The organism is Paraburkholderia phytofirmans PsJN (genome assembly GCF_000020125.1).
In the GTDB taxonomy this organism is placed as follows: Bacteria; Pseudomonadota; Gammaproteobacteria; order Burkholderiales; family Burkholderiaceae; genus Paraburkholderia; species Paraburkholderia phytofirmans.
This window is the reverse complement of sequence record NC_010681.1, coordinates 1,950,012-1,972,285: the sequence shown is the minus strand read 5'-3', so window position 1 is coordinate 1,972,285 and position 22,274 is coordinate 1,950,012. Positions and strand designations below refer to the sequence as shown.

Genomic DNA, 22,274 nt, shown 5'->3' with positions numbered 1-22,274 from the left:
TCAAGCAATGTCAAACGGCCCAGCGAACCTCTGTCGGCCGCCTGAGACGGCCTTCGTCACGCGAGTCGTAAGCGTGATGGGAGAGCGCGTCGTCATTCGGCGCCGTCTTCAGTACGCGTTGCAACACGTGTTCTTCGAGCGCGGCGAAACCGGCCGACGCGCGCGCCCGTGGACGGGCAAGCGGCACCGGCTGATCGAGCGCGATGCGCCCTTCTTCGATCAGCAGAATCCGGTCGCCGAGCGCCACCGCTTCATGCACGTCGTGCGTGACCAGCAGCGCGGTGAATCGATGTTCGCGCCACAGGCGCTCGATCAGCGCGTGCATTTCGATGCGCGTCAACGCGTCGAGCGCGCCGAGCGGTTCGTCGAGCAACAGCAATTGCGGCCGATGCACGAGCGCCCGCGCCAGCGCCACCCGCTGACGCTGGCCGCCGGATAACTGGGCGGGCCAGTCGTTGGCGCGTTCCAGCAGGCCGACTTCGGCAAGGACGGCGCGTGCGTCCTCACGCGCGCTGCGGCCGAGGCCGAGCATCACGTTTTGCAGCACACTCTTCCAGGGCAGCAGACGCGCGTCCTGAAACATGATGCGGGTGTCGATCGGGCCGCCGTCTTCGGCGCGCTTTTCGAGCACGCCCGAGGTCGTCTTCTCCAGCCCGGCGACGAGTCGCAGCAAGGTCGATTTCCCGCAGCCGCTGCGGCCGACAATCGCCACGAAACTGCCGCGCTCGATCGACAGATTGAAATCGGCCAGCACCTGGCGTTCGCCGTAGCTTTTTCCTACGCCGCGCAATTCCACCGAATAATCCGCGGCACGGCGCGCGTCGTTGCGTGCGAGCGCGCCAGGCGATAGTCCCGCATCGACGCGCGGTCGATGATGATGCGTCGCATCGGCATATTCGAGGTCAGCGGCTTCGTGCGCGTCATGATCGACATGACGATCGTGCGCCAACTCGGCTTCGAGATCGCTGCCGGCAATCCCGCCGAACGAGGCGGACAAGGTCGTTGCGTTCATGATTTCGCTCCTCGTTGATATGCCGGATGCCAGCGCAGCGAGACGCGTTCGAGGCTTTTCGCCAGCACGTCGGCGAGTTTGCCGAGTGCCGCGTAGAGCAGAATGCCGACCACCACCACATCGGTTTGCAGGAATTCGCGGGCGTTCATGGTCATGTAGCCGATGCCCGATTGCGCGGAAATGGTTTCGGCGACGATCAGCGTGACCCACATCAGCCCGAACGCGAAGCGCACGCCGACCAGAATGGAGGGCAACGCGCCCGGCAGAATCACGTGCCGGTACAGCGCGAAGCCCTTCACGCCATAACTGCGCGCCATCTCTATCAGATTGGCGTCCACCGAACGGATGCCGTGAAAGGTGTTTACGTAGATCGGGAAAAACACGCCCAGCGCGACGAGAAACACCTTCGCCTGCTCCTCGATGCCGAACCACAGAATCACGAGCGGAATCATCGCCAGCGCCGGGATGTTGCGGACCATCTGCACGGTCGAGTCGAGCGCGATCTCGGCGGGCTTGAACAGACCGGTCGCGAGTCCGAGCACGAGGCCGATGCCGCCCCCGATCGCAAAACCCGACACCGCGCGCCACGTGCTGACCTTCACGTCCGTCCACATTTCGCCGGACTGGATCAGCGACCACGCGGCCTTGACGACCGCGAGCGGTTCAGGGAGCACGCGCGTCGACAGCACGCCGCTCCGCGCGGCGAATTCCCACGCCAGCAGAATCGCGAGCGGCGCGAGCCACGGCGCGAGATGCGCGCCAACCCGGCGCAACGTGTTCAAACCCGAGCCGGCCTCGGCGCCTTCATGCCGCGCGGCGCTCACAGTGGATTCAGCCATGCTTCTCGTTCCTCATTGCTTATCGATGGGCATGCATGGCGAGTTCGAGACTCAGCTCGAACTCGCCGCCTTCGGCAGATAGTTGTTGCCGACGATCTCGCCGAACGGCCCCGACAGCGGTCCATTCGACACCTTGTTGCGACGGTTCGGCAGCAACGGAAACACGAGTTCGGCGAAGCGATACGACTCTTCCAGATGCGGATAGCCCGACAGAATGAAGGTGTCGATGCCGAGTTCGGCGTACTCCTTCATGCGCGCCGCCACCTGCTCCGGATTGCCGACCAGCGCCGTGCCCGCGCCGCCGCGCACGAGGCCCACGCCCGCCCACAGATTCGGATAGACCTCGAGTTCCGCCCGGCCGCCACGCTTGCCGCCGTGCAGCGCGGCCATGCGGCGCTGGCCTTCAGAGTCCATCTTCGAGAACGAGGCCTGGGCACGCGAAATGGTTTCGTCGTCGAGCTTGCTGATCAGCTTGTCGGCGGCGGCCCACGCTTCTTCTTCGGTCTCGCGCACGATCACGTGCAGACGTATCCCGAACTTGATCTGACGGCCATGCGCCGCGGCGCGCGCGCGAATGTCGGCGATTTTCTTCGCGACTGCGGCGGGCGGCTCGCCCCACGTCAGATAGGTATCGATATGCTCGCCCGCCATCTCGTGCGCGGCCGGCGACGAGCCGCCGAACCACAGCGGCGGATGGGGGTTCTGCACGGGCGGATACAACGCCTTGCCGCCCTTCGAGCTCAGATGCTTGCCCTCGAAATCGATCGCGTCGTTGGTATGCGCCGCAGTGAGCAGCTTGCGCCAGATGTGCAGGAATTCGTCGGTGATTTCATAGCGCGTGTCGTGGTCGACGAACACGCCGTCGCCTTCCAGTTCAGCCGCATCGCCGCCGGTCACGACATTGATCAGCAGCCGCCCGTTCGACAGCCGGTCGAAGGTCGCCGCCATGCGCGCGGCCAAGCCCGGCGACGAGATGCCCGGGCGAATCGCCACCAGAAACTTCAACCGCTTGGTCGCGGCGATCAGGCTCGACGCGACGACCCATGCGTCTTCGCACGAGCGGCCCGTCGGCAGCAGCACGCCCTCGTAGCCGAGCGTATCGGCGGCGACGGCGATCTGCTGGAAATAGTCGTAATCGGCTGCGCGTGCGCCTTGGGACGTACCGAGATAGCGGCTGTCGCCGTGAGTCGGAATGAACCAGAACACATTCATTTGCTGCTCCTGCAGGTACGAAACTGGATTAAATGAAAACGGTGCGTCGAGCGTTCGCGCACAGGCCGGCCGCGCACACGCCTCCGGCACACAGCCGGACGGTGCAGCGCAAAGAAACGGAAAAATGCGGTGCCGGTGCGCGCTAGCGGCGACAACGGACCGGCCGGCGCGCGTGCGCCATGCGGCGGATGAAGATCGGCATCAGGCAGGACATCGCAACGGCTTCCCTCGACCAAACGTGCGCGTCATGCGCTCGATTAAACGGCGACGGCGGCAAACGCCGTCTGCATGGAGAAACAGTCTATGGATCGGGCTGCGGCTTTTGAACGATTTTTTTTAGCTTAGGTTTTCCACTTTCGTGATTAGCCCGACGCTAAAGCATACGGATGTTGCGCGGCGTGTACGCTGGAAGGGGGGTACGTCTATATATAATGGCGCACGTTTTCCGAATAATCCGGTACAGGCCATGCGAACCACGCCGCCTGTATCCTGGCGGTGCAATGCATGCAAAAACTCATCCTGCCGTTCGTCGCCGGTTTTCTGGCTTCCCTGTTCTTCCACGACTCGACGCTGGCGCTGCTGCACGCAGCCGGGATGATCGAGCCGACCGGTTTTTCCACTGCGCCGTTTTTACCGCTCGGCTTGCCTGAGTTCATCGCCAACGCAATCTGGAGTGCGTTCTGGGCCGTGCTGATGGCGTGGCTGTTGCGCGTCGCGCCGCATCGGCGTGCGCCGTGGGTGCCGGCCTTCGTGTTTGGCGGCATTGCGCTGACGGCGGCGAGCGTGTTCGTGATCGACCCGCTGCGCGGCATCTGGCCGAGCGGCAACATGCTGCCGCGCCTCTCCGTGGGGTTCGCCGCGAATGCGATGTGGGGCTGGGGCGCGCTGGTGTTCATGCGCGCCTTCATGGCGAGCGAAGACGAGGAATGAGCGGCGCGGCGGCTTAGCCGCCGGTCGTTTGCAACAGCGCTATGCCGCGCGCCACGGCGTCATGGCTTGCCGCCCGGCTTTGATCCTTCGGGTTTAACCGCGCAGATCGCGCAGCGGATGCTCGTTCGCCGGCCACGGGCTCTCGAACATCTTCTCGACGTCGGCGGCGTTCACGTCTTCGATGCGCGCAAAGCGCCAGCGCGGCGCGTTGTCCTTGTCGATGATGCGCGCGCGAATGCCTTCTATCGTGTCGCCGTGCAGAAAGCTCGAGCGCGTCAGATCGAGGTCGCCACGCAGCACGTCGGCCATCGAACCTTCGGCGCGCGTCACCACTTCCAGCGACACCGCCATCGACAACGGCGAACGTTCGCGCAACACCGAAATCATCTGTTCGGCCCAATCGGCGGCCTCGCGCTCGCTTTGGAGCGAGGCAAGAATGCGAGCGACATCGGGCAACGCGAAGTGACGATCGATCAACGCACGCCCGTGCGCCAGCGACGAGGCCTCCGGTTGCGGCACGACCTGATGCGCGAGCGCCTCGCGTTCAATGCACGCCACCACGTCCGCACCACGCTCGAAAGGCTCGCTGCGCAAGGTGTCGACCAGCGCGGGCAAGGCCGCGTCGTCGATGTAGGTGTCGGCAAGACCTGCGTAAAGCGCGTCGGCCGCGCCGATCGTTTCGCCGGTCACCGCGAGATAACGGCCGATCGCGCCGGGCGTGCGAGCCAGAAACCAACCCGCGCCGACATCGGGAAACAGGCCGATGCGGGTTTCAGGCATCGCCATCTTCGTCGAATTCGTGACGACTCGCAGACCGCCTGTGCGATGCGCACCCTGCGAAATGCCCATGCCGCCGCCCATCACCACGCCGTTCATCAGCGCGATATACGGCTTCGGGAAGGTGAAGATCGCGTGATTGAGCCGGTATTCCTCGATGAAAAACGTGTCGCGCGCATCGTGCTCGCCGCGCTGCGCCGACTCATAGAGAAAGCGGATGTCGCCGCCCGCGCAGAACGCGCGCGGGTGCCGGCTGCGCACCACGACGGCGAGCACGTCCGGATCTTCGCGCCACTGGTCGAGCGCCGCGTGCATCGCGCGAATCATGCCGGTCGACAGCGCATTGAGCGCCTTCGGCCTGTCCAGTTCGATGAAACCGATGCGGTTGGCTACGTAAGTCGCGACTTCGTCGCTGACGTCGGGCGAGGCGGAAATGGACATGGAGAGCTAAGCGCAACCGCGCAAATTGAGGTGGAATTGAACGTTATCACGCGCTCGTGATTTTGCGCCTGGCGGGCGGCGCGGTGACACCGCTCGCTGTGGCTTTCGCCGGTTTTTTAGCTAACGGTTGAGCGTCGAGATCGTTGTCCGGTTGCGCTGCCGATTCGAGACGCGTTCCGGGCGATTTCTTCTTGCGCGTGCCGGCGCTGCCCACGGCGCCCGTCGGCGCTTGTTCTGCATGCGATGCGCCCAACCAGGCGTCGAGCGCAACGCCCACCACGGTATCGAGCGGCGCGGTCGGAAACACGGGGCACGTCAGATTCAGTGCGACGATGCCGTGCAAGTTTGCCCAGAACGCCTCGGCCCACACCGCCACATCCATCGACGCCGACAGCCGCCCCGCCGCTTTGAGTTCGTCGAGCGCGGAAATCATGATGTGCAAGGCGGCTTCTCCGGGGTCGGCCTCGGTAGCGGCCGTTTCGCTGCTCGCTTCGTCAGCCGCGCTGGCTCCGGTGTCCTCGCTCGTCGCCGCAGCGCCGGACGCCGCCCCGGCATTAGCCGGATCCGCCACCGCCTTACCCTTCACCGCTCCGCCCAACGCCGCGCCCGTGTAGCTCGGATCTTCCATGAAGATCAGCCGGTACGTTTCCGGATGCGCAACGCCGAAGGCCACATACGCCCGGCCGAGCGCCTTGAGCCGCTCGGCCGGATCGGCAATGCCCGCGAGCGGCACAAACGTTTCCAGTAGTTGCGCATAGCCTTCCGCGCACAAGGCCTGCGCGATCTCATCGCGGCTTGCGAAGTGCAGGTAAAGCGTGGCCGGTGAATATTCGATGGCGTCGGCGATCTTGCGCATGGACAACGCGGCAAAGCCTTCGCGCATCACGATGCGCCGCGCGGCATCGAGGATGCGTTCGCGCAGTGCCTGCTTCTGGCGGTTCTTTCGTTCAGCGATTCCCATGACGAACATTTTCGGGTTGACAAACTGAAAAGTCAAATTAAACTGAACACTGTTCACTGAACGGTGTTCACTAAATTTCTCTCCATCAGTCACAAAATCATGCGGACGCGATCCGGCGCCGCCTCAGGGAGTAGTCATGCAAGAGACAGGCAAGGTGGGTTTATTCGGCGCCGCGGGCGCGGCCGGCCAGGTCATCGCGGCGGCGCTCAGCGCGGCGGGTCGCGATTACCGCGTGGTCGGCCGTTCGCGTCAGCCGCTCGAGGCCGCGTTCGGCCACGATCCGCACGCCGAGATCGTCACGTGGAATCCGGACGACCCCGCCTCGATCCGCGCGGCGTCCCAAGGTCTGCAAACGGTGATCTATCTGGTCGGCGTGCCCTACGACCAGTTCGCCGCGCATCCGCCGCTCATGGAGAGAACGCTTGCGGGCGTGACGGCGGCGGGCGTCGAACGCTTCATTCTGATCGGCACGGTGTATCCGTACGGCCGCGCGCGCGGCAACCCGGTCCGCGAAGATCATCCGCGGCAGCCGCACACGTTCAAGGGGCAAATGCGCCTCGCGCAGGAAAACCTGGTGCTGGCGGCGCATGGCCACAATGGCCTCTCGACGCTCGTGCTGCGCCTGCCCGACTTCTACGGCCCGAATATCGAGCGCAGCCTGCTGAACGGCGTGTTCGAAGCCGCGGCAAACGGCAAGCGCGCGCAGGTGATCGGGCCTGCGGATGTGCCGCATGAATTCATCTATCTGCCGGATATCGGGCCGGTGGTCGAAAAGCTCACGCGCACGCCCGAGGCATATGGACGCTGGTGGCACCTCGCCGGCGCGGGGACCATCACGCAGCGCGAAGTGGCACGGCAGGCCTATGCGCTGGCGGGCCGCCAACCCAAGCTGATGGTGGCCGGCAAGACGCTGCTGCGCGTGCTCGGCCTGTTCAATCCGTTGATGCGGGAACTGGTGGAAATGAATTACCTGATGACCGAACCGCTCGTGCTCGACGACTCGGCGTTGACCGAACTGATTGGCCCGATCGCCAGAACGTCCTACGAAGAAGGGATCCGCCATGCATTCGATGCCGCGCGCGAAGCGGCATCGGCGAATGCGGGAGCAAACGGCAGCGCCGCGAGCGCGGTTTGAACAACGGCGCGAAGGTCGTCGGGGTGTGGCAAGTGGCGTTGGGTTGGCAAGCTGCGTGGGGTTGGCGAGCTGCGTTGGGTTGGCGAGCTGCGTTGGGTTGGCGAACTGCGTGGATTTGCGGCGTGCGGCACTTCAGTCAGCGCGTGCAAATTCGCCATGGCTCTCGCACGGCCCACTCAGTCGCAACTGTTCACCAGCCAGTCGGCGGGTGGCGGGTGGCGTTGGCGAGCTGCGCGAGGATTTGCAGCGTGCGGCACTTCAGGTCAGCGCATGCAAATGCGCTATGGCTCGCTCAGTCGCAAATGCTCATCAACGATAACGCGTCTGACCGCCAATCCGCTGCAATTACGATGCGGCCCGCGCAGCCGCATTCTCTTTCGGACAGCGCCATCACCCCGCGACATTGCCCGGCGGAAAGTGACCGCTCTTCAGCAGCACAGGCGTGCCGTTACTGATCTGCAAGTGCTCGCGCGCGACCGCTTCGATGCGCGGACGTCCGGCGTCGAAAGCACGCATCCAGCCTTCCAGGTCCTCGGAATAGGCGCCGAAGTGATCTTCGAGCGCTTCCACGGAGATCGCGCACGGCACCGGTTCGCCATCCACCAGTGCGGGGAAGACAACGGTCAGATTCGAGTCGCGGTAAGCAGGCGCGTCCGCGGGAAACCGAATTTCCATGGTTGCCTCATCAGAAAGATCCGGCGGGAAACCGGCGCCGGCGAGAACCGGCCGGCGCCGGAGAACGTCGATATGGTACTCGCGCGGCCGGACCGAGGTCCAGCCTGCGGCCAAGCTTTCATCGGCAGTTTTGCCGACCCGCCCGGCGACGCTTTGCTCCACCTTACGCCCCGCCATCAAGCGCCTCCCAGCAAGCGGTCGATGTAATCGCGCGCCGCCTGCTCGACGAAGGCGAGCGCCTCCTCCTCGCTGCCGAAGCGCTGGCCGTCGCCGAGTTCGAGCAAGGTTTCCATACGATGAGGATCGTCCGGACCGTGTTCAGCCAGGCTCACCGAGCCGACGTAAGTCCCGCTCGCGCTGCCTGCGGTCGTAGCCGGCGCGTCGGCCGCCGGTACGAGGCGCGCGGCGGCGCTGATGTAATAACCGCGGTAAGGGCCGCTGACCCGTTCAGCCATATTCGTTCTCCTCGTTGTAATTCAGGGTGGATGCCGCGCACAGCGGCGTTCGATGCGCCTGCCTGTGCGTCGACCTTCATGTCACCGCTTGCGTCCGCGCGGCCAGTGCGTCGCCGGCATTGACGCGCGGCCAACCAGTAAGTAAGGCGCGTCGCGAGCCGATTAGTTCTACGGCGCCGCCCGGCGGTGCAACCGATCGCACTTGTTCGGCCCGCGCCGGTCGAACCGGATCATCGGCACGGACCGTGCTGTCACGAAAACGCCTTTTCGAGTTCACCGAGCGCAATATGGGAAAATATTTTCTGCAAAACCACGAATTGCCCGAGCCGGATGCGGCGAACACATGGTTTGCGTACGCCGAAAGTCACGGCATCGACATTGCAAAAGCCATCAGCATCTGGGAAGACGCGGCCACGAGAGAAGGCGGGGAAAGCCGCCGGATGGTCAGCGCTGCGGGCATCACGATCGAAACGCCGTGAGCTTCCCGAGCGTCGACAGGCGCTCCCGGTCCACGTGGCGACCCGAATATCAATCTGAAAGGAAACATCACGATGCATTTCATGACGCAACTGCGCCGCGCCGGCCGCTTCAACCGCCATCGAACCGGCGCCGCAGCGCTTGCTCTCGTTCGCCGCAGCCCGCTCGTGGCCGCCCTGCCCGCCGCCGTGCTGATCGGCGCGGCGAGCCTCGCCGGCTGCGCATCGTCGAACACCACGTCGCTGATCAATCTGCCGAACGGCCAGACCGGCTTCGCCGTGAATTGCAGCGGCGCCGACGCCGCTTCCAGCTGGGCGTCGTGCTACGTGCAGGCCGGCAAGGCCTGCGGCGCGACGGGCTACGACATCGTGTCCAAAGACAATGACGAAGGCGGCACGGCGGGCGGCAGCGTCACGAACGTCGTCTCGGCCAACGTGAAAAACCGTTCGATGATCGTGCGCTGCAAGTAAGCACCCGCGGCGCCCGTGTCTATGCAGCGGCTCAGTGCGCCTGCATCTTCGAAAACATGTTCAGTACGGCAACCCCGGCAATAATCAGCCCGAGTCCTATAACGGCCGGCACGTCGGGCACCTGGCGGTACAGCAGCACCGCGACCAGCGTGATCAGCACGATGCCGGCGCCGGACCACACCGCGTAGACGATGCCGACCGGAATGCTCTTGAGCGTGAGCGACAGGCAATAGAACGCCACGCCATAGCCGAGCACGACCACCGCCGAAGGCAGCAACCGCGAGAAACCCTCCGACGCCCGCATCGCGGAGGTCGCGATCACTTCGGCCACGATGGCGATGCCGAGCAAGGCATAAGGAGGCAGCCGCATCGGCTCAGGCCTTTGCAAGCGCGAGCTTGCTGTAGTCGTGGCCGAGATGCGCGCACAGCGCTTCCACCACCAGTTCGTGATCGGCGCGCTGCGGCAGACCCGACACGGTGATCGAACCGATCACGCCCGCGTGCGCCACCGTCAACGGAAACGCGCCGCCGTGCGACGCATATTCCGACGCGGCCAGGGCGTGCTTATCCGCGAGCGTGCCGCCGGCCTGCTGCAACTTCAAGCCGATCGCGTACGAACTGCGGCGGAAATGCGCGACCGTGTTGCTCTTGCGGCGCACCCAATCGATATTGTCCGGCGTGGCGCCGTCGAGCAGGCTGAAAAACAGCGGCTGACCGAAGGTGCGCACGTCGATCGCGACGGGGATACCGCGCGCCTTGGCGACCTCGTGCAGATACGCGCCGACTTGCCACGCGCGGTCGGCGTCGAATTGGGGGAACACCAGCGTGTGTTCCTGAGCGGCAATCACCTGCAGATCGTGAGCGATATCCATGGAGTTCAGAACAAGGTAAGAGTTGGAGCGCGCCGCCGTGCGTGCGGGGTGGCGTCGCGAGAGGAACCTGAATTCTAGCGCAGCGCCTTACGCGGGCCTTCCGGCATGCGACGCAAGCCATGCGCGCGGCGACTTCAGCGCTCACGTGCCGATGCAAGGCTCATGGATTGAAGCCGGTTCTTAAATAGCTATTGCAACCCTATCCGCTTTGTTCTATAATCTTTTCTTCGACGGACGCGGGGTGGAGCAGTCTGGCAGCTCGTCGGGCTCATAACCCGAAGGTCGTAGGTTCAAATCCTACCCCCGCAACCAAGCGCACCAAATTGGTTGGAGACGTCGAAGACAACATTGAAGGCTTGCCTAACCGGCAGGCCTTTTTTGTTTCTTTCCCGCTGTTTTTTTACGACGCGTAGCGCATTACCAGCCGCAGTCGTAGTGCCTTTCTTTCAGCACCGATCCCACCACTGGCTTGCGACACCATGCATGCCCGCGGATCGAGCCTCGCGCGCAAGATACTCCGGATTCCGAACAAAACAATCACGCCGCGCGCACGCAGTTTTCGGCTTGTTCCTCAGCATCGGCCTCGCCTCACGCCAAATCCCGCTCGCCGCGATTTTGCGACCTGAGAAAAACTTCGCCCCGGTGATAAACTCCTATCACCCTTTCTCGTCCCCTTCCTATGAAATTCTGTTCTGTCTGCGGCCAGGGCGTCAGCCTGAGCATCCCGCCGGGCGACAACCGCGAGCGTTTCGTATGCGGCAGTTGCGGCACGGTGCACTATCAGAATCCGCGCAACGTGGTCGGCACCGTCCCGGTGTGGGACGACAAAGTGCTGCTGTGCCGTCGCGCGATCGAACCGCGCTACGGCTACTGGACGCTGCCTGCGGGCTTCATGGAAATGGGCGAGACCACCGCCGAAGCGGCATCGCGCGAAACGCTGGAAGAAGCCGGCGCGCGCGTCGAAGTGCAAAACCTCTTCTCGCTGCTGAACGTGCCGCACGTGCATCAGGTGCATCTGTTCTATATGGCGCGCCTGCTCGATCTCGACATTGCCGCCGGCGAAGAAAGCCTGGAAGTAAAGCTCTTCGAAGAACACGAAGTCCCCTGGGACGAGATTGCCTTTCCCACGGTCGGCCAGACCCTGCGTTTCTTTTTCGCCGACCGCGCCGCCGGCAGCTTCGGCCTGCACACGGGCGACATCTTCCGCTCGCTGCGCGAAGGTTGAGCGGCGCGCATGGTTCCCTGGCTCGGACCTGACGATCCGTTCCCGCCCGTCGAACGCGCCCTCGGCGCGACCAGCGGCGCGCCCGGCCTGCTCGCCGCCAGCGGCGACCTGTTGCCGTCGCGCCTGATCGACGCCTATCGGCGCGGCATTTTCCCGTGGTATTCGGACGGTCAGCCGGTGTTGTGGTGGAGCCCCGACCCGCGCATGGTCCTGCGCCCCGCCGAATTCAAGGTGGCGCCGTCGCTGCGCAAAACGCTCAGGCGCGTGCTGCGTGAAGACGCGTGGGAAATCCGCGTCGACCATGATTTTGCCTCGGTGATGCGCGCCTGCGCGCAGGCACCGCGACGTGGACAGCGCGGCACCTGGATCACCGCCGATGTGGTCGAAGCGTACTCGTCGCTGCATCGCGTGGGCGACGCGCACAGCATCGAAACCTGGTTCGAAGGCAAGCGCGTGGGCGGTTTATACGGGGTGTCGTTCGGCAAAATGTTCTTCGGCGAATCCATGTTCGCGGAGGTCACGGATGCGTCGAAAATGGCGCTGGCCGCGCTTGTCGGACACTTACGCCGTCACGAAATAGAAATGATAGACTGCCAGCAGAACACGTCGCATCTGGCGTCGCTAGGCGGTCGCGAGATAACGCGCAAGTCGTTCATCGCGCATGTTCGCGCGTCGGTCGAGGCGCCGCCGATTCCCTGGCGCTTCGACAAGACCGCGTTGCTCGAGGTCGTCGCGCCGGCGTCGTAGGAAAGAATCAGGCCGAATCCGGATCCGCCGCCTACCGAGCCGCGGGTCGTGAGCCGCGCGTCGTCAACCGCAAGGCGCCGGGTTTGCATTACCAGAGACGCTTCGAGAGCTGCCAACGTGACTCATCCCAACGAGCTGCCTCTTTCACCGCTTTCGGCGCTGCAATTTTATGCAACGGCGCCCTATCCCTGCAGTTACCTGGACGGGCGCATTGCGCGCTCGCAAGTCGCCACCCCCAGTCACCTGATCAACTCCGACGTCTACACCGACCTTGTCAAGGCCGGCTTCCGGCGCTCGGGCGTGTTCACGTACCGGCCGTATTGCGACGGCTGCCGCGCCTGCGTGCCGGTGCGCGTGCCGGTCGACCAGTTCGAGCCGAACCGCACACAGCGCCGCGTCTGGAAAAAACACGGCGAACTGATCGCCACCGTCGCGCCGCTCCACTACGACGAAGAGCACTACGCGCTCTACATGCGTTATCAATCGGCTCGGCATGCGGGCGGCGGCATGGATCGCGACAGCCGCGACCAATATGAACAGTTTCTGCTGCAGAGCCGGATCAACTCGCGGCTGGTCGAATTCCGCGAACCGCTGCGCGATCAAGCGGATGCCCCGGGCATTCTGCGCATGATCAGCATGATCGACATCCTCGGTGACGGGCTCTCGTCGGTGTACACGTTTTTCGAGCCGGGGCTGCCCAACACGAGTTTCGGCACCTACAACATCTATTGGCAGATCGAGCAGGCGCGCAGCCTCAAGCTGCCCTACGTGTACCTCGGCTACTGGATTCGCGAGAGTCCGAAGATGGCGTACAAGGCGAATTTCCGGCCGCTCGAAGGCTTGATCGACGGCGCCTGGTGCGTGCTCGATCCCACCAGCGTGGACCTGCCGCCGGTCGACCTGGCGATACACGGCAAGCGGCCGCCGCTCAAGCCGTAGCCGGGCCGTTGCGAAGGCGCGAGCGGGACGGGTCGCGCCGATCGCGCCAGTCGGTCTCAGCCAGTCGGTCTCATTAAGGCGCCAAAGCCGGTAAAATGGCGGGTTCCCATTTTCCGGCCGCCCGGCTTCGTCCCGTGTTCAGTTCCCTCTACCCGCTTGTACGCGCCCAACTCTTTCGCATGGACGCGGAAGACGCTCACCATCTCACCTTGCGCATGCTCGGCGCCGCCGGCCGCACCGGCTTGGCCGGCGCGTTTGCGCCGCGCGTGCCGGATGCGCCGCGCACCGTGATGGGACTGACGTTCCGCAACCCGGTGGGACTTGCCGCGGGTCTCGACAAGGACGGCGCCTGCATCGACGGCCTGGCCGCGCTCGGCTTCGGCTTCATCGAAGTGGGCACGGTCACGCCGCGCGCGCAGCCGGGCAATCCGCGCCCGCGCATGTTCCGGCTCCCGCAAGCGAACGCCGTGATCAACAGGATGGGCTTCAACAATGCGGGCGTCGACCAGTTCGTAAAGAACGTGCAGGCCGCGCGCTATCGCGGCATTCTCGGCCTGAATATCGGCAAGAACGCCGACACGCCGATCGAACGCGCCGCCGAAGATTATCTGTACTGTCTCGAACGCGTGTATCCATTCGCCAGCTACGTGACGGTCAATATCTCGTCGCCGAATACGAAGAATCTGCGCCAGTTGCAAGGCGCGGGCGAACTCGACGCGCTGCTCGCGGCGCTCAAGGACAAGCAGCAGCGTCTGGCCGACATGCACGGCAAGCTCGTGCCGCTCGCGCTGAAGATCGCACCGGACCTCGACGACGAGCAGATCAAGTCGATTGCCGACACGTTGTTGCGTCACCAGTTCGAAGGCGTGATCGCCACCAACACCACGCTGTCGCGCACGGCCGTCGCCGGCATGCAATATGGCGACGAAGCCGGCGGCCTGTCGGGCAAGCCGGTGTTCGACGCGTCGAATGAAGTGATCCGCAAGCTGCGCGCGGAAGTCGGCGAAACGGTGCCGATCATCGGCGTCGGCGGGATTTTTTCGGGAGACGATGCGCGCGCGAAGATCGCGGCCGGGGCGTCGCTGGTGCAGCTTTATACCGGGTTTATCTATCGCGGACCGGCGCTGGTCGCCGAATGTGCGCAGGCGCTGCGTTGAGCGTAGCGGCGCTGAACGTCGCGCCTGCCTCCGACGCTATGCCCTGCCCGGGGCACCGCGTTAGCGCCCGCGCCTCAGGCCCTAGCTTCGTGTCCCGCGCCCCGCGCCAGTAATATAGACATAAACAAACGATATTTTAATTTCGATAGTCTGCTTTGGTATGCTTTCGTCTGCTGAAACGCCAGACGAACAAAAAAGGAACTCGATGAAAATTGGCTTGCTGAAAAAGATTCTCGTCGCCGGCCTGATCGGCGCGTCGTTCACCGCCGTCGCCGCCCACGCCGACGACCTGCTCGATCAGGTCAAACAGCGCGGCACGCTGCGCATCGGTCTGGAAGGCACCTTCCCGCCGTTCAATTCGAAAGCGCCGTCGGGCGAACTGGTCGGCTACGACGTCGACATCGCCAAGGCGGTCGCCGCCAAGCTCGGCGTGAAGCCGGAATTCGTTACGACGGAATGGAGCGGCATCATCGCCGGTCTGCAGGCGAACAAGTTCGACGTGATCGTCAACCAGGTCGGCATCACGGACGCACGCAAGCAGGCGCTCGACTTCTCGCCGGCCTACACGTATTCGGCCGCGCAACTGATCCAGCGCAAGGACGACACGCGCCAGTTCAAGTCGCTCGACGATCTGAAGGGCAAGAAGCTCGGCGTCGGTCTGGGCACGAACTACATGGACATGGCGAAGTCGGTGCCGGGCATCGACGTGAAGACGTATCCGGGCGCGCCCGAGTACCTGCGCGATCTGGCCGCCGGGCGTCTGGACGCGGCGCTCAACGACCGTCTGATGCTCGCCTACCTGATGAAGAACTCGCAGTTGCCGCTGCGCACCGGCGCGAATGTCGGCGCGGGCAACCCTTCCGGCATTCCGTTCAGAAAGGGCAACCCGAAGTTCGCCAAGGCGATCGACGACGCGATGACTCAACTCGAAGCCGACGGCACGTTCTCGAAGATCTCGGACAAGTGGTTCGGCATCGACGTCAGCAAGCCGATCAAGTAAGACACGCTCGCTGAACCGAAGGGCGGCATCGTCGACGATGCCGCCCTTCGCGCTTCTGCAGCCAAGTTTATGATGTGCGCTTTTGCGCGCCTAACCCGTCCTCCGCCCAGCTCATGTCCACCACTTCCCTGCTCGTTGAATCGCTGCCCGTGCTCGCGCAGGGCGCCGTCCTGACGGTCAAGTTCGCGGTTCTGTCGATGATCTTCGGCCTGATTGCCGGCGCCGTGCTCGCGTTGATGGGCGTCAGCCACAACCGCGTGCTGAACTGGATCGCGCGCATTTATGTGAGCGTGATGCGCGGCACGCCGCTGCTGGTGCAGATTTTCGTGATCTATTACGGCTTGCCGAGTTTCGGCATTTCACTCGACCCGACGCCGGCCGGCGTGATCGCGCTGTCCGCGAATGTGGCCGCGTATCTGTCGGAGAGCATGCGCGGCGCGATCCTGGGGATCCACAATGGCCAATGGCTCGCGGCCTATAGTCTCGGACTCTCGCGACGCCAGACGCTGCGCTACGTGATCGCGCCGCAAGCCTTGCGCATTGCCGTGCCGAGTATGTCGAACAGTCTGATCAGCCTGATCAAGGACACTTCGCTGGTGTCGGTAATCACCGTGACCGAATTGCTGCGCAGCGCGCAGGAGATCATCGCATCGACCTATCAGCCGCTGCCGTTGTATCTTGCCGCGGCCGCCGTTTACTGGGTGCTGTGTCAGGTGCTCGAAAGCGTGCAACGCTGGTACGAACGGCGCCTTGCGCTGCCGTCGCGCCACTGAGCACCCAACGCTTTTGATTTAGCGGCTGGCGACAGAAGACGCCGCATCCAGCGGCGCGCCGAAGCGTTCGAAGCGCGGCGTGTAGTAGTGGTCCGGATCGAGCGAAAACGCGACATGGCGCGTCCGGCCCATCAATTCCTTGCGCGGAAAGAAGCCGAAGTAACGCGAATCGGCGCTGTCGTCGCGATTGTCGCCGAGCATCAGATACTCGCCGGGCGGCACGACCACCGGCCCGAACGAATCCCGCGGGCTCGGCGCCTGCGGCGCGAGCCGCACCGTATGCGTGACGCCGTCGAAGCGCTCCGTCAGATAGTCGCCGGGCGATGCGGCGTCGCCAGGCAGCGGCTTGAGCTTGAGCGGCTGGTAATCGGCGCGCACGCCGTTCACATACAGCACGTTCTCGCGCATCGCCACGCTGTCGCCGGGCAAGCCGATCAGGCGCTTGACGATCAGCTCATGCGCCGCCGACGAATCTATCGTCACGATATCGCCGCGCTGCGGATCGTGCAGATGCGCGATCGCGATATGCGTGAGCGGCACGCGCAAATCGTAGGCCATCTTGTCGACGAAGATCCGGTCGCCCTCGCGGATCGTCGGCAGCATCGAGCCGCTCGGCACGACGTTCCAGTCGGCCACGGCGCTGCGAAACAACACCATCAGGAAGAGAAACGCGACGACGCTCTTGTTGTCGCGCCACAGTTTTCCGAGCATGCGCATGGCAGGCGGCTCCAATGGAAGGAATTCGAAAGCGGCGGGCACGTGGAGCGTTTTTCTCTCCGCATGCCCGCGCAAATCCTACCACCGCTGCTGGTCGCAACGCGGCAACGCCGGCGACGCCGGCGACACTACTCTCCCGCGAACTTCAACCCGAGCGCCGCGCGCGCCGCGTCGGCCATCGCGATCATCTGCAGCGACCTGGCGTGCGGCATGACCGGACTTTCCATTTTCCCCGCCCGGATCAGTTCGCAGAAGTGCGCGGTCTCGTAGTTCAGGCCGCCGCCTTCGAACGGTTCGTCGAGTTCGACCACGCGTCCATCGGTATAGCGGATCGTCGCGCGCGACGGATTCCACCATGGCTCATGAATCGTGACGTGGCCCCCTTTGGCCATCAGCAGCGCATCGCCCTTGCCGTGCAGATCGAGCCCGCAGAACAACTGGGCGATGCCGCTCTCGTGCCGGCTGTTCAGGCTCGCGAACGTATCGACACCCGTCGCCCCGAGCCGCCCAAGCGTCTGCACCTCGAGCGGCGCGCCCAGCCAGTCGACGGCGAGAAACATCTCGTAGATACCAATGTCGAGCAACGCGCCGCCCGCATGCTCGAACGACAGCGAAGGATGATCGTCCGGTACGCCCGGCACCGAGCAGCCGGCCCGCACCAGCCCGACCGCGCCGATCGGATCGGCATCTAGATGCGCGCGCAACTTTCTGTAGAGCGGATAAAAGGGCGGCTTCATGGCTTCCATGAAGAGCCGCTGCGCGTCGCGCGCGGCGTCGAGCACGCGCTCGAGTTGCGGCTGATTGATGGTGGCGGGTTTTTCGCACAGCACGTGCAGACCGGCTTGCAGCGCGGCGATCGCGTAGTCGGCGTGACTGTCCTGGACGGTGGCGATATAGATCGCGTGGATACCGCTCGCGAGCAGCGCGTCGAAACTCGCGCACACCTCGCCGCCGAATTCCCCGGCGAATGCCACGGCCGGCTCCGCGCGGCGCGACCACAGCGCGGTTAGTTGCGCGTGCGGCACATGAGCGAGACCTGCCGCGAAGCGACGGGCAATGCGGCCCGTCCCGACGATTCCCCAGCGGATCGTGCCGTCCGGGGGGATTTCCTGCGTTGCGATTGTCATCGTTCCTTCGAGTCCATGCGGTTCAGAACAGGCGCTATTGTCGCGCATGCCACACGCTCTCGCGTGGGCGTGAACGCGCGCCCTTTCGTATCGCACAGTCTCACAAGAAAAAATAAAAGAACCAGCGTGCCGCCGCGGCGGCGACGCTCAACCGCGTGCCGGCGGTTCCGCTGAAAACTGGCCGCCGACTTCTTCCGCGGTGTAGTCGATCATTGCAAGCGAGGCAAGTTCCGCTTCCTTGGGATCGTGCCGTTCGATCGCTTCGACCACGCGCTGATGGGATTTCACCGCGGTTTCCCACAGTCCCTCCCCGTCCCTTTTGGTGACGATCGGATTGACAGTCGAGAGCGCGCCGCGAATGATCGCCGCCATCTGCTTGAAGAACTGGTTGCCGCTCGCCACCACGATGCGGGTGTGAAAAATTTCGTCCGCTTCCTGATAGCCCGGCTCATCCGGCCGGATCGTGCGGAACGCCTCGAAGGCCTCGCGGATCGCGGCAATATCCGCCGCGCTGCCGCGCGCGGCCGCCTGCGCCGAGGCGCGCGGTTCGATCAGGATACGAAACTCGATCACGTCGCGCAGAAACAGCGGATCCGGTTTCGCGCGAAAACGCCAGTTCACGACGTCTTCGTCGATCATGCGCCAGTCGCTCATCGACCGGATACGCGTGCCGATTTTCGGCCGCACGTCCAGCATGTCGCGCGCGAGCAGCATCGACAGCGCCTCGCGCATGACGGTGCGGCTGACGTCGAACTCCTTCGACAGCACATCCTGCGGTGGCAGGATGGCGCCGTATTTCTCTTCGACGATGCCCGTGACCAGCCCATCCATGACTTTGCTCACGAGCGATCGATCTTTGTTTCCCTGTTCCATGACACTCTCCCCGAAGCGGTGTTTGCCCCCGCGTAGCCTGTTGGTCGTGCGGCCCTTATGTCTCGTTTTATTGATGTCGCTTAGTTCTTCTACGATACGTTGCTAGCTTCAAAACCGTTGCGCCAGTTGGGAAACTTCCTGACAGGGTTATCCCTCTGAAGAATTGTTTCTTCCTTGTAACGCCGCATATTTTGATGGGCCATAAGCTTGCGCCTCAAGCGTGCCTGCGTTGCGGAATTTGCATGGTGCGAAGACGCACGTTGCGAGACGATTTGTCTGATCCACCCGGCGTCGGCGGACAGGACCTGGCGGAAAACGACGGATGACGTGCGCATCAGGAGGCGCTCGCGGCAATGGGCGGCGATTCCTGCGCGCATGCGGCAGTGGATCGCTGAATAGAATCCGACGCTGCGACCGATCCATAACGTCCGCCGAAAAAGATCAGCGGCGCGTGTTCATCGAGCGAGAACACCAGCACCTCGCCGACAAACAGCGTATGGTCGCCGCACGGATGCCGGTCCACCACGCGCGCGGCGAACCGCGCTGCCGCGTGTTCGAGCAGCACCACGTCCGCGAGCCCTTCGACCGGCGCGAAGCGCGGCGCGAGCCGGCTCTGCGGCTCGCCGGCAAAGTGGCGGCTATGCGGCTCCTGCGCCTCCGACAATACGCTCACACCGAATAGCGCTCTGTCCATCAGACGCTCGTGCATGCGCGCCCGGTGCCCGACCGAGACGACGATCAGCGGCGGCTTGAGCGAACCCGACATGAAGGCGTTAGCGGTCATCGCGTGCAAGTCGTCGCCGCTGCCGGTCGAGATCACCACCACGCCGGTCGCGAAGCGTCCCAACGCGTGACGAAAGCGCCGCTCGTCGAAACTCGCCTGCGAGACGCACTGCGTCTCAGCCTGAAGTACGTTTGCGTGCATGAGCGCTCTCCAGATTGCGACCGAACGGGTCCTCGAAACGCACGATGTCGTCTTCGCCCAGATGGCCGCCTGATTGGACTTCGATCATTTCTCGCGGCGTCCTGCCCGTATTTGCCAGCCGGTGCGTGACGCCGGGCGGAGCATACGTCGACGGGTTTTCCTCCGCGAGCATGAAACATTCCTCGCCGCGCGCGACGCGTATCACCGAATCCCAGGCGCACGCTTGCGCGCGCCCCGCGACGAACGGCACGGTGACGCCTGCCACGCGCGCGTCGCTGCCGACGCGCTCCATCACCGCGTAGTCGATCGAACGGGACGGGCACAGGGCCAACTGATCGCGCGCCACGTGCAGCGTGCCGTCGCCGTCGACCGTGGCACGCTCGAACGCGGCCGCGCAGGCCTCGGCGATTGCGGGATGGCAGAGCGCGATGGCCGCGAGCCACACCGACGCGCGCACCACGAACAGGCCGCTGTTCCACCAGTAATTGCCCAATGCGGCATAGCGTTCAGCCAGTTCCGGATCGGGCTTCTCGACGAACCGTTCGATGACGCGCGCGCCCCGTTTGCCGAGCGCGGCCCCCGTGCGGATGTAGCCAAAGCCGGTTTCCGCGCGCCTGGGCGGCACGCCGAGCGCGACGAGCGCACCGTGCGTCGCGTGCTCGAGCGCCTCGGCGAGCGCCACGCCGAACGCAACGTGATCGGCAATCGGATGATCCGCCGGCAACGCGACGATGAGCGGATCGTCGCCCTCCACGGCCGCCGCGCGCGCGGCGAGCGCAGCGATGGTCAGCGCGGGCGCGGTATCGCGAGCTATCGGTTGGAGCACCATGCGCACCGACCGGCCCGAACGGGCGAGCCGCTCCAGCGGTTCGCGCGATTGCCGATGCAGGTCTTCGCAGCAGACCATCAAGGGTGCCGCAATGGATCGTGGACTGGACGCCGGCGTAACGTGGTGCGCCGCGACGAACGACGCGTCGAGCCGGCTCAGCGTGGTTCTCAGCGTGGATTCAAGCAGCGACGCGTCGCCCATGCGGTCGACCGAGCGTTTCGGATTGCGTTCGCGCGACAACGGCCACGATCGTGCGCCCAAGCCATCTGCGAAAATCACCGGCTGCACGGATAAACGTGTGGCCGTTTCGCTGACGTCCCTGGTCGACGCAAGCGGATTGCCTGGTTCTACGATGCGATTCATGTGCGGGTCCCCTATCCGGTCTAACTGGTCCGGTTCATTGTTCTATGTTGCCGTGCGTACTACCGTGCTACCTATACGGCGTGCCTTCGTCCGAAGGACATCGTCAGTCGAAGCGACGGGCGGCGAGCGGTTTGTGCGCGATGAAGTGAAACCACCACGCGTCGCTCTCTTCCACGTCGTCGGGAATGCGCTCGCCGCCGGAACTGCCGAACACGGCATCGATTTGCAAGCCGACTTGCGCCAGTTGCCGGCGCTGCTCGCGCAGCGTCGTGTAGACGATCACAATGCCGAAGTTGTGAGCCGCCGCGGTCTTGACCGCGTAGCCGCCGTAGTCGTGATTCAGCTTCACGTTGCGCAGATAGTTCAGCGTGCCGAGCTGGAAGCGCCGTGCGGAGCGCAGCGTGCGCCAGCCGAGTCTGAGCGGATTGAACGAGAATTGCGGCAGCAGCTGCCAGATGTTCTCGCGGTAGCCGGGGCCGCCGCGGTTGTGCGACGAAAACAGCACATACCCGCCGGGCCGCACCACCCGATACATCTCCTCGAGAATCCTCACGCGATCGTCGTAGTCGACGCAGTCGATACCGTTCCAGCTAAATTCGGCAAGCCCGTAATGATCCGAACGCAGCTCGGACATGTCACGCGCGTCCATATGCCGAAGGTCGCGTCCGGGATGGCGCGCCTTCGCGAGATCGAGCAGTTTCTGTGTGTAGTCGACGCCGATGTAGTCGTCGGAGATGGACGTCATCAATGGAATCGTGCGGCCGGCGCCGATCCCGATATCGAGTAAGGGCTGACCCGCGCAACGCGGTGCGAGCCAATCGAAGGCAGCCTGTTCCCCGGGATCGGAGAAGTTCTTCCCGAACGTCATCACGCGTTCGGCGTCGGACGAATTCCATGCAACTCGATTGATGCGGTCCAACTCGGATTGACTGTTCACTACGCGCTCCCCTTAGCGTATGTGCGCTGGACAATCCTTGCGCATGCATTACGCTTCCCCGAATAGACGAAACCTGCGCGAGCGCTTTACAAAGCGTTGCGTGGCCATAGCCGTGACCTTGGGCCGCCGGCCGCCGCCCGGCCCGCTCGCCGGATGGCGCCAGCCGAAACGGTCATCGAACGCTACTGGCCGCACGCCACGCTCCTCACAAGGTTCCCGCTTTTCAAGCCATTACAACAAACGTTGCATGGTTGATATGTACGTCCCGCCACATTGTCTCGGAGTCCGATGCAAAGGAGAATGCGCGTCGCACGCGTTTGCGTAAACATGGCAACGCAGTCGGCTGTCATACGGCCCGCACCGCGCGAACATCGAGCGCGCGGCATTGGCTTGGGAAAAGACATTC

At 64.1% G+C, this 22,274-nt stretch carries 25 protein-coding genes and 1 tRNA gene; 11 read left to right on the top strand and 15 right to left on the bottom strand.

Annotated features, from left to right (window positions below):
* Nucleotides 1–10: 10 nt before the first annotated feature.
* The 3 genes from BPHYT_RS08650 to ssuD are packed head-to-tail and all read right to left on the bottom strand — an operon-like array spanning nucleotide 11 to nucleotide 3,063.
* Nucleotides 11–1,012, bottom strand: a complete 1,002-nt coding sequence (locus tag BPHYT_RS08650; protein ID WP_012432763.1) for an ATP-binding cassette domain-containing protein — start codon at nucleotides 1,010–1,012, stop codon at nucleotides 11–13.
* Nucleotides 1,009–1,851 carry an aliphatic sulfonate ABC transporter permease SsuC gene (gene ssuC / locus BPHYT_RS08645; RefSeq protein ID WP_012432762.1) on the bottom strand — a complete coding sequence of 281 codons (843 nt, stop codon included), beginning with the start codon at nucleotides 1,849–1,851 and terminating at the stop codon, nucleotides 1,009–1,011. The genes BPHYT_RS08650 and ssuC overlap by 4 nt, the downstream gene beginning before the upstream one ends.
* 51 nt (nucleotides 1,852–1,902) lie before the next feature.
* The gene (gene ssuD, locus BPHYT_RS08640; protein ID WP_012432761.1) at nucleotides 1,903–3,063 is read right to left on the bottom strand and encodes an FMNH2-dependent alkanesulfonate monooxygenase; all 1,161 of its coding nucleotides are present in this window, start codon (nucleotides 3,061–3,063) and stop codon (nucleotides 1,903–1,905) included.
* Nucleotides 3,064–3,567: 504 nt separating this feature from the next.
* Here ssuD and BPHYT_RS08635 point away from each other — a divergent pair.
* Entirely contained in the window at nucleotides 3,568–3,993 is a 426-nt protein-coding gene (locus BPHYT_RS08635; RefSeq protein ID WP_012432760.1) for a hypothetical protein, read from the top strand.
* Nucleotides 3,994–4,086: 93 nt separating this feature from the next.
* Here BPHYT_RS08635 and BPHYT_RS08630 read toward each other — a convergent pair whose 3' ends face one another.
* Together BPHYT_RS08630 and BPHYT_RS08625 are read right to left on the bottom strand one after the other, a co-directional pair.
* Nucleotides 4,087–5,211, bottom strand: coding sequence for an enoyl-CoA hydratase/isomerase family protein (locus tag BPHYT_RS08630; RefSeq protein WP_012432759.1), 1,125 nt, complete (start codon nucleotides 5,209–5,211; stop codon nucleotides 4,087–4,089).
* 46 nt (nucleotides 5,212–5,257) lie between these two features.
* The gene (locus tag BPHYT_RS08625; protein WP_041758891.1) at nucleotides 5,258–6,172 is read right to left on the bottom strand and encodes a TetR/AcrR family transcriptional regulator; all 915 of its coding nucleotides are present in this window, start codon (nucleotides 6,170–6,172) and stop codon (nucleotides 5,258–5,260) included.
* A gap of 136 nt (nucleotides 6,173–6,308) precedes the next feature.
* Here BPHYT_RS08625 and BPHYT_RS08620 point away from each other — a divergent pair, with 136 nt between their 5' ends.
* Entirely contained in the window at nucleotides 6,309–7,307 is a 999-nt protein-coding gene (locus BPHYT_RS08620) for an NAD-dependent epimerase/dehydratase family protein (protein ID WP_012432757.1), read from the top strand.
* A 390-nt stretch (nucleotides 7,308–7,697) separates the two neighbouring features.
* Here BPHYT_RS08620 and BPHYT_RS08615 read toward each other — a convergent pair whose 3' ends face one another.
* Nucleotides 7,698–7,982, bottom strand: coding sequence for a DUF1488 family protein (locus BPHYT_RS08615; protein WP_041758889.1), 285 nt, complete (start codon nucleotides 7,980–7,982; stop codon nucleotides 7,698–7,700).
* Between the two features lie 176 nt (nucleotides 7,983–8,158).
* A complete protein-coding gene (locus tag BPHYT_RS08610; protein ID WP_012432755.1) occupies nucleotides 8,159–8,437 on the bottom strand; it encodes a hypothetical protein in 279 nt (92 codons plus the stop codon).
* 287 nt (nucleotides 8,438–8,724) lie between these two features.
* Between BPHYT_RS08610 and BPHYT_RS08605 the strand changes: the two genes are divergently transcribed.
* Complete coding sequence (locus BPHYT_RS08605) at nucleotides 8,725–8,916, top strand: hypothetical protein (RefSeq protein ID WP_012432754.1); 192 nt, start codon at nucleotides 8,725–8,727, stop codon at nucleotides 8,914–8,916.
* Between the two features lie 72 nt (nucleotides 8,917–8,988).
* Nucleotides 8,989–9,384: a hypothetical protein gene (locus tag BPHYT_RS08600; protein WP_012432753.1), complete on the top strand. Its 396-nt coding sequence runs from the start codon at nucleotides 8,989–8,991 to the stop codon at nucleotides 9,382–9,384.
* 31 nt (nucleotides 9,385–9,415) lie between these two features.
* On the opposite strand, the gene BPHYT_RS08595 is transcribed toward BPHYT_RS08600, so the two are convergent.
* The gene (locus BPHYT_RS08595; RefSeq protein ID WP_407669187.1) at nucleotides 9,416–9,748 is read right to left on the bottom strand and encodes a DMT family transporter; all 333 of its coding nucleotides are present in this window, start codon (nucleotides 9,746–9,748) and stop codon (nucleotides 9,416–9,418) included.
* A 10-nt stretch (nucleotides 9,749–9,758) separates the two neighbouring features.
* A complete protein-coding gene (locus BPHYT_RS08590) occupies nucleotides 9,759–10,256 on the bottom strand; it encodes a heme-degrading domain-containing protein (RefSeq protein ID WP_012432751.1) in 498 nt (165 codons plus the stop codon).
* Nucleotides 10,257–10,491: 235 nt separating this feature from the next.
* On the opposite strand from BPHYT_RS08590, the gene BPHYT_RS08585 reads away from it, so the two are divergent.
* From BPHYT_RS08585 to BPHYT_RS08555, 7 genes are all read left to right on the top strand, one after another.
* Nucleotides 10,492–10,568: transfer RNA gene (locus BPHYT_RS08585), tRNA-Met, on the top strand.
* A 367-nt stretch (nucleotides 10,569–10,935) separates the two neighbouring features.
* On the top strand, nucleotides 10,936–11,481 hold the full coding sequence (locus BPHYT_RS08580; protein ID WP_012432750.1) for an NUDIX hydrolase: 546 nt from the start codon (nucleotides 10,936–10,938) through the stop codon (nucleotides 11,479–11,481).
* 9 nt (nucleotides 11,482–11,490) lie between these two features.
* Nucleotides 11,491–12,228: a leucyl/phenylalanyl-tRNA--protein transferase gene (aat, locus tag BPHYT_RS08575; protein WP_012432749.1), complete on the top strand. Its 738-nt coding sequence runs from the start codon at nucleotides 11,491–11,493 to the stop codon at nucleotides 12,226–12,228.
* 117 nt (nucleotides 12,229–12,345) lie between these two features.
* Nucleotides 12,346–13,167 (top strand): arginyltransferase, encoded by an 822-nt coding sequence (locus BPHYT_RS08570; protein ID WP_012432748.1) that lies wholly within the window; start codon nucleotides 12,346–12,348, stop codon nucleotides 13,165–13,167.
* Between the two features lie 95 nt (nucleotides 13,168–13,262).
* Nucleotides 13,263–14,324: a quinone-dependent dihydroorotate dehydrogenase gene (locus tag BPHYT_RS08565; protein WP_012432747.1), complete on the top strand. Its 1,062-nt coding sequence runs from the start codon at nucleotides 13,263–13,265 to the stop codon at nucleotides 14,322–14,324.
* Between the two features lie 205 nt (nucleotides 14,325–14,529).
* Nucleotides 14,530–15,324, top strand: coding sequence for a cystine ABC transporter substrate-binding protein (locus BPHYT_RS08560; RefSeq protein WP_012432746.1), 795 nt, complete (start codon nucleotides 14,530–14,532; stop codon nucleotides 15,322–15,324).
* A gap of 113 nt (nucleotides 15,325–15,437) precedes the next feature.
* A complete protein-coding gene (locus BPHYT_RS08555; RefSeq protein WP_012432745.1) occupies nucleotides 15,438–16,097 on the top strand; it encodes an amino acid ABC transporter permease in 660 nt (219 codons plus the stop codon).
* A gap of 18 nt (nucleotides 16,098–16,115) precedes the next feature.
* Here BPHYT_RS08555 and lepB read toward each other — a convergent pair whose 3' ends face one another.
* From lepB to BPHYT_RS08525, 6 genes are all read right to left on the bottom strand, one after another.
* Complete coding sequence (gene lepB, locus BPHYT_RS08550) at nucleotides 16,116–16,814, bottom strand: signal peptidase I (protein ID WP_012432744.1); 699 nt, start codon at nucleotides 16,812–16,814, stop codon at nucleotides 16,116–16,118.
* A gap of 128 nt (nucleotides 16,815–16,942) precedes the next feature.
* Complete coding sequence (locus tag BPHYT_RS08545; protein WP_049869161.1) at nucleotides 16,943–17,941, bottom strand: Gfo/Idh/MocA family protein; 999 nt, start codon at nucleotides 17,939–17,941, stop codon at nucleotides 16,943–16,945.
* 147 nt (nucleotides 17,942–18,088) lie between these two features.
* The gene (locus BPHYT_RS08540) at nucleotides 18,089–18,814 is read right to left on the bottom strand and encodes a FadR/GntR family transcriptional regulator (RefSeq protein WP_012432742.1); all 726 of its coding nucleotides are present in this window, start codon (nucleotides 18,812–18,814) and stop codon (nucleotides 18,089–18,091) included.
* Nucleotides 18,815–19,148: 334 nt separating this feature from the next.
* Complete coding sequence (locus tag BPHYT_RS08535) at nucleotides 19,149–19,739, bottom strand: flavin reductase family protein (RefSeq protein WP_012432740.1); 591 nt, start codon at nucleotides 19,737–19,739, stop codon at nucleotides 19,149–19,151.
* Nucleotides 19,714–20,931 (bottom strand): sugar phosphate nucleotidyltransferase, encoded by a 1,218-nt coding sequence (locus BPHYT_RS08530; protein WP_012432739.1) that lies wholly within the window; start codon nucleotides 20,929–20,931, stop codon nucleotides 19,714–19,716. The genes BPHYT_RS08535 and BPHYT_RS08530 overlap by 26 nt, the downstream gene beginning before the upstream one ends.
* Before the next feature lie 103 nt (nucleotides 20,932–21,034).
* Nucleotides 21,035–21,868, bottom strand: a complete 834-nt coding sequence (locus BPHYT_RS08525) for a class I SAM-dependent methyltransferase (protein ID WP_012432738.1) — start codon at nucleotides 21,866–21,868, stop codon at nucleotides 21,035–21,037.
* Nucleotides 21,869–22,274 lie beyond the last annotated feature (406 nt).

Coding starts and splice junctions, on each gene's coding strand:
- BPHYT_RS08630 (WP_012432759.1), bottom strand. CDS start 5,211: ATGTCCATTTCCGCCTCGCCCGACGTCAGCGACGAAGTCGCGACTTAC.
- BPHYT_RS08560 (WP_012432746.1), top strand. CDS start 14,530: ATGAAAATTGGCTTGCTGAAAAAGATTCTCGTCGCCGGCCTGATCGGC.
- lepB (WP_012432744.1), bottom strand. CDS start 16,814: ATGCGCATGCTCGGAAAACTGTGGCGCGACAACAAGAGCGTCGTCGCG.
- BPHYT_RS08605 (WP_012432754.1), top strand. CDS start 8,725: ATGGGAAAATATTTTCTGCAAAACCACGAATTGCCCGAGCCGGATGCG.
- aat (WP_012432749.1), top strand. CDS start 11,491: ATGGTTCCCTGGCTCGGACCTGACGATCCGTTCCCGCCCGTCGAACGC.
- BPHYT_RS08635 (WP_012432760.1), top strand. CDS start 3,568: ATGCAAAAACTCATCCTGCCGTTCGTCGCCGGTTTTCTGGCTTCCCTG.
- BPHYT_RS08540 (WP_012432742.1), bottom strand. CDS start 18,814: ATGGAACAGGGAAACAAAGATCGATCGCTCGTGAGCAAAGTCATGGAT.
- BPHYT_RS08555 (WP_012432745.1), top strand. CDS start 15,438: ATGTCCACCACTTCCCTGCTCGTTGAATCGCTGCCCGTGCTCGCGCAG.
- BPHYT_RS08580 (WP_012432750.1), top strand. CDS start 10,936: ATGAAATTCTGTTCTGTCTGCGGCCAGGGCGTCAGCCTGAGCATCCCG.
- BPHYT_RS08615 (WP_041758889.1), bottom strand. CDS start 7,982: ATGGAAATTCGGTTTCCCGCGGACGCGCCTGCTTACCGCGACTCGAAT.
- BPHYT_RS08535 (WP_012432740.1), bottom strand. CDS start 19,739: ATGCACGCAAACGTACTTCAGGCTGAGACGCAGTGCGTCTCGCAGGCG.
- BPHYT_RS08530 (WP_012432739.1), bottom strand. CDS start 20,931: ATGAATCGCATCGTAGAACCAGGCAATCCGCTTGCGTCGACCAGGGAC.
- BPHYT_RS08600 (WP_012432753.1), top strand. CDS start 8,989: ATGCATTTCATGACGCAACTGCGCCGCGCCGGCCGCTTCAACCGCCAT.
- BPHYT_RS08625 (WP_041758891.1), bottom strand. CDS start 6,172: ATGGGAATCGCTGAACGAAAGAACCGCCAGAAGCAGGCACTGCGCGAA.
- ssuD (WP_012432761.1), bottom strand. CDS start 3,063: ATGAATGTGTTCTGGTTCATTCCGACTCACGGCGACAGCCGCTATCTC.
- BPHYT_RS08590 (WP_012432751.1), bottom strand. CDS start 10,256: ATGGATATCGCTCACGATCTGCAGGTGATTGCCGCTCAGGAACACACG.
- BPHYT_RS08610 (WP_012432755.1), bottom strand. CDS start 8,437: ATGGCTGAACGGGTCAGCGGCCCTTACCGCGGTTATTACATCAGCGCC.
- ssuC (WP_012432762.1), bottom strand. CDS start 1,851: ATGGCTGAATCCACTGTGAGCGCCGCGCGGCATGAAGGCGCCGAGGCC.
- BPHYT_RS08545 (WP_049869161.1), bottom strand. CDS start 17,941: ATGACAATCGCAACGCAGGAAATCCCCCCGGACGGCACGATCCGCTGG.
- BPHYT_RS08650 (WP_012432763.1), bottom strand. CDS start 1,012: ATGAACGCAACGACCTTGTCCGCCTCGTTCGGCGGGATTGCCGGCAGC.
- BPHYT_RS08565 (WP_012432747.1), top strand. CDS start 13,263: ATGGCGGGTTCCCATTTTCCGGCCGCCCGGCTTCGTCCCGTGTTCAGT.
- BPHYT_RS08620 (WP_012432757.1), top strand. CDS start 6,309: ATGCAAGAGACAGGCAAGGTGGGTTTATTCGGCGCCGCGGGCGCGGCC.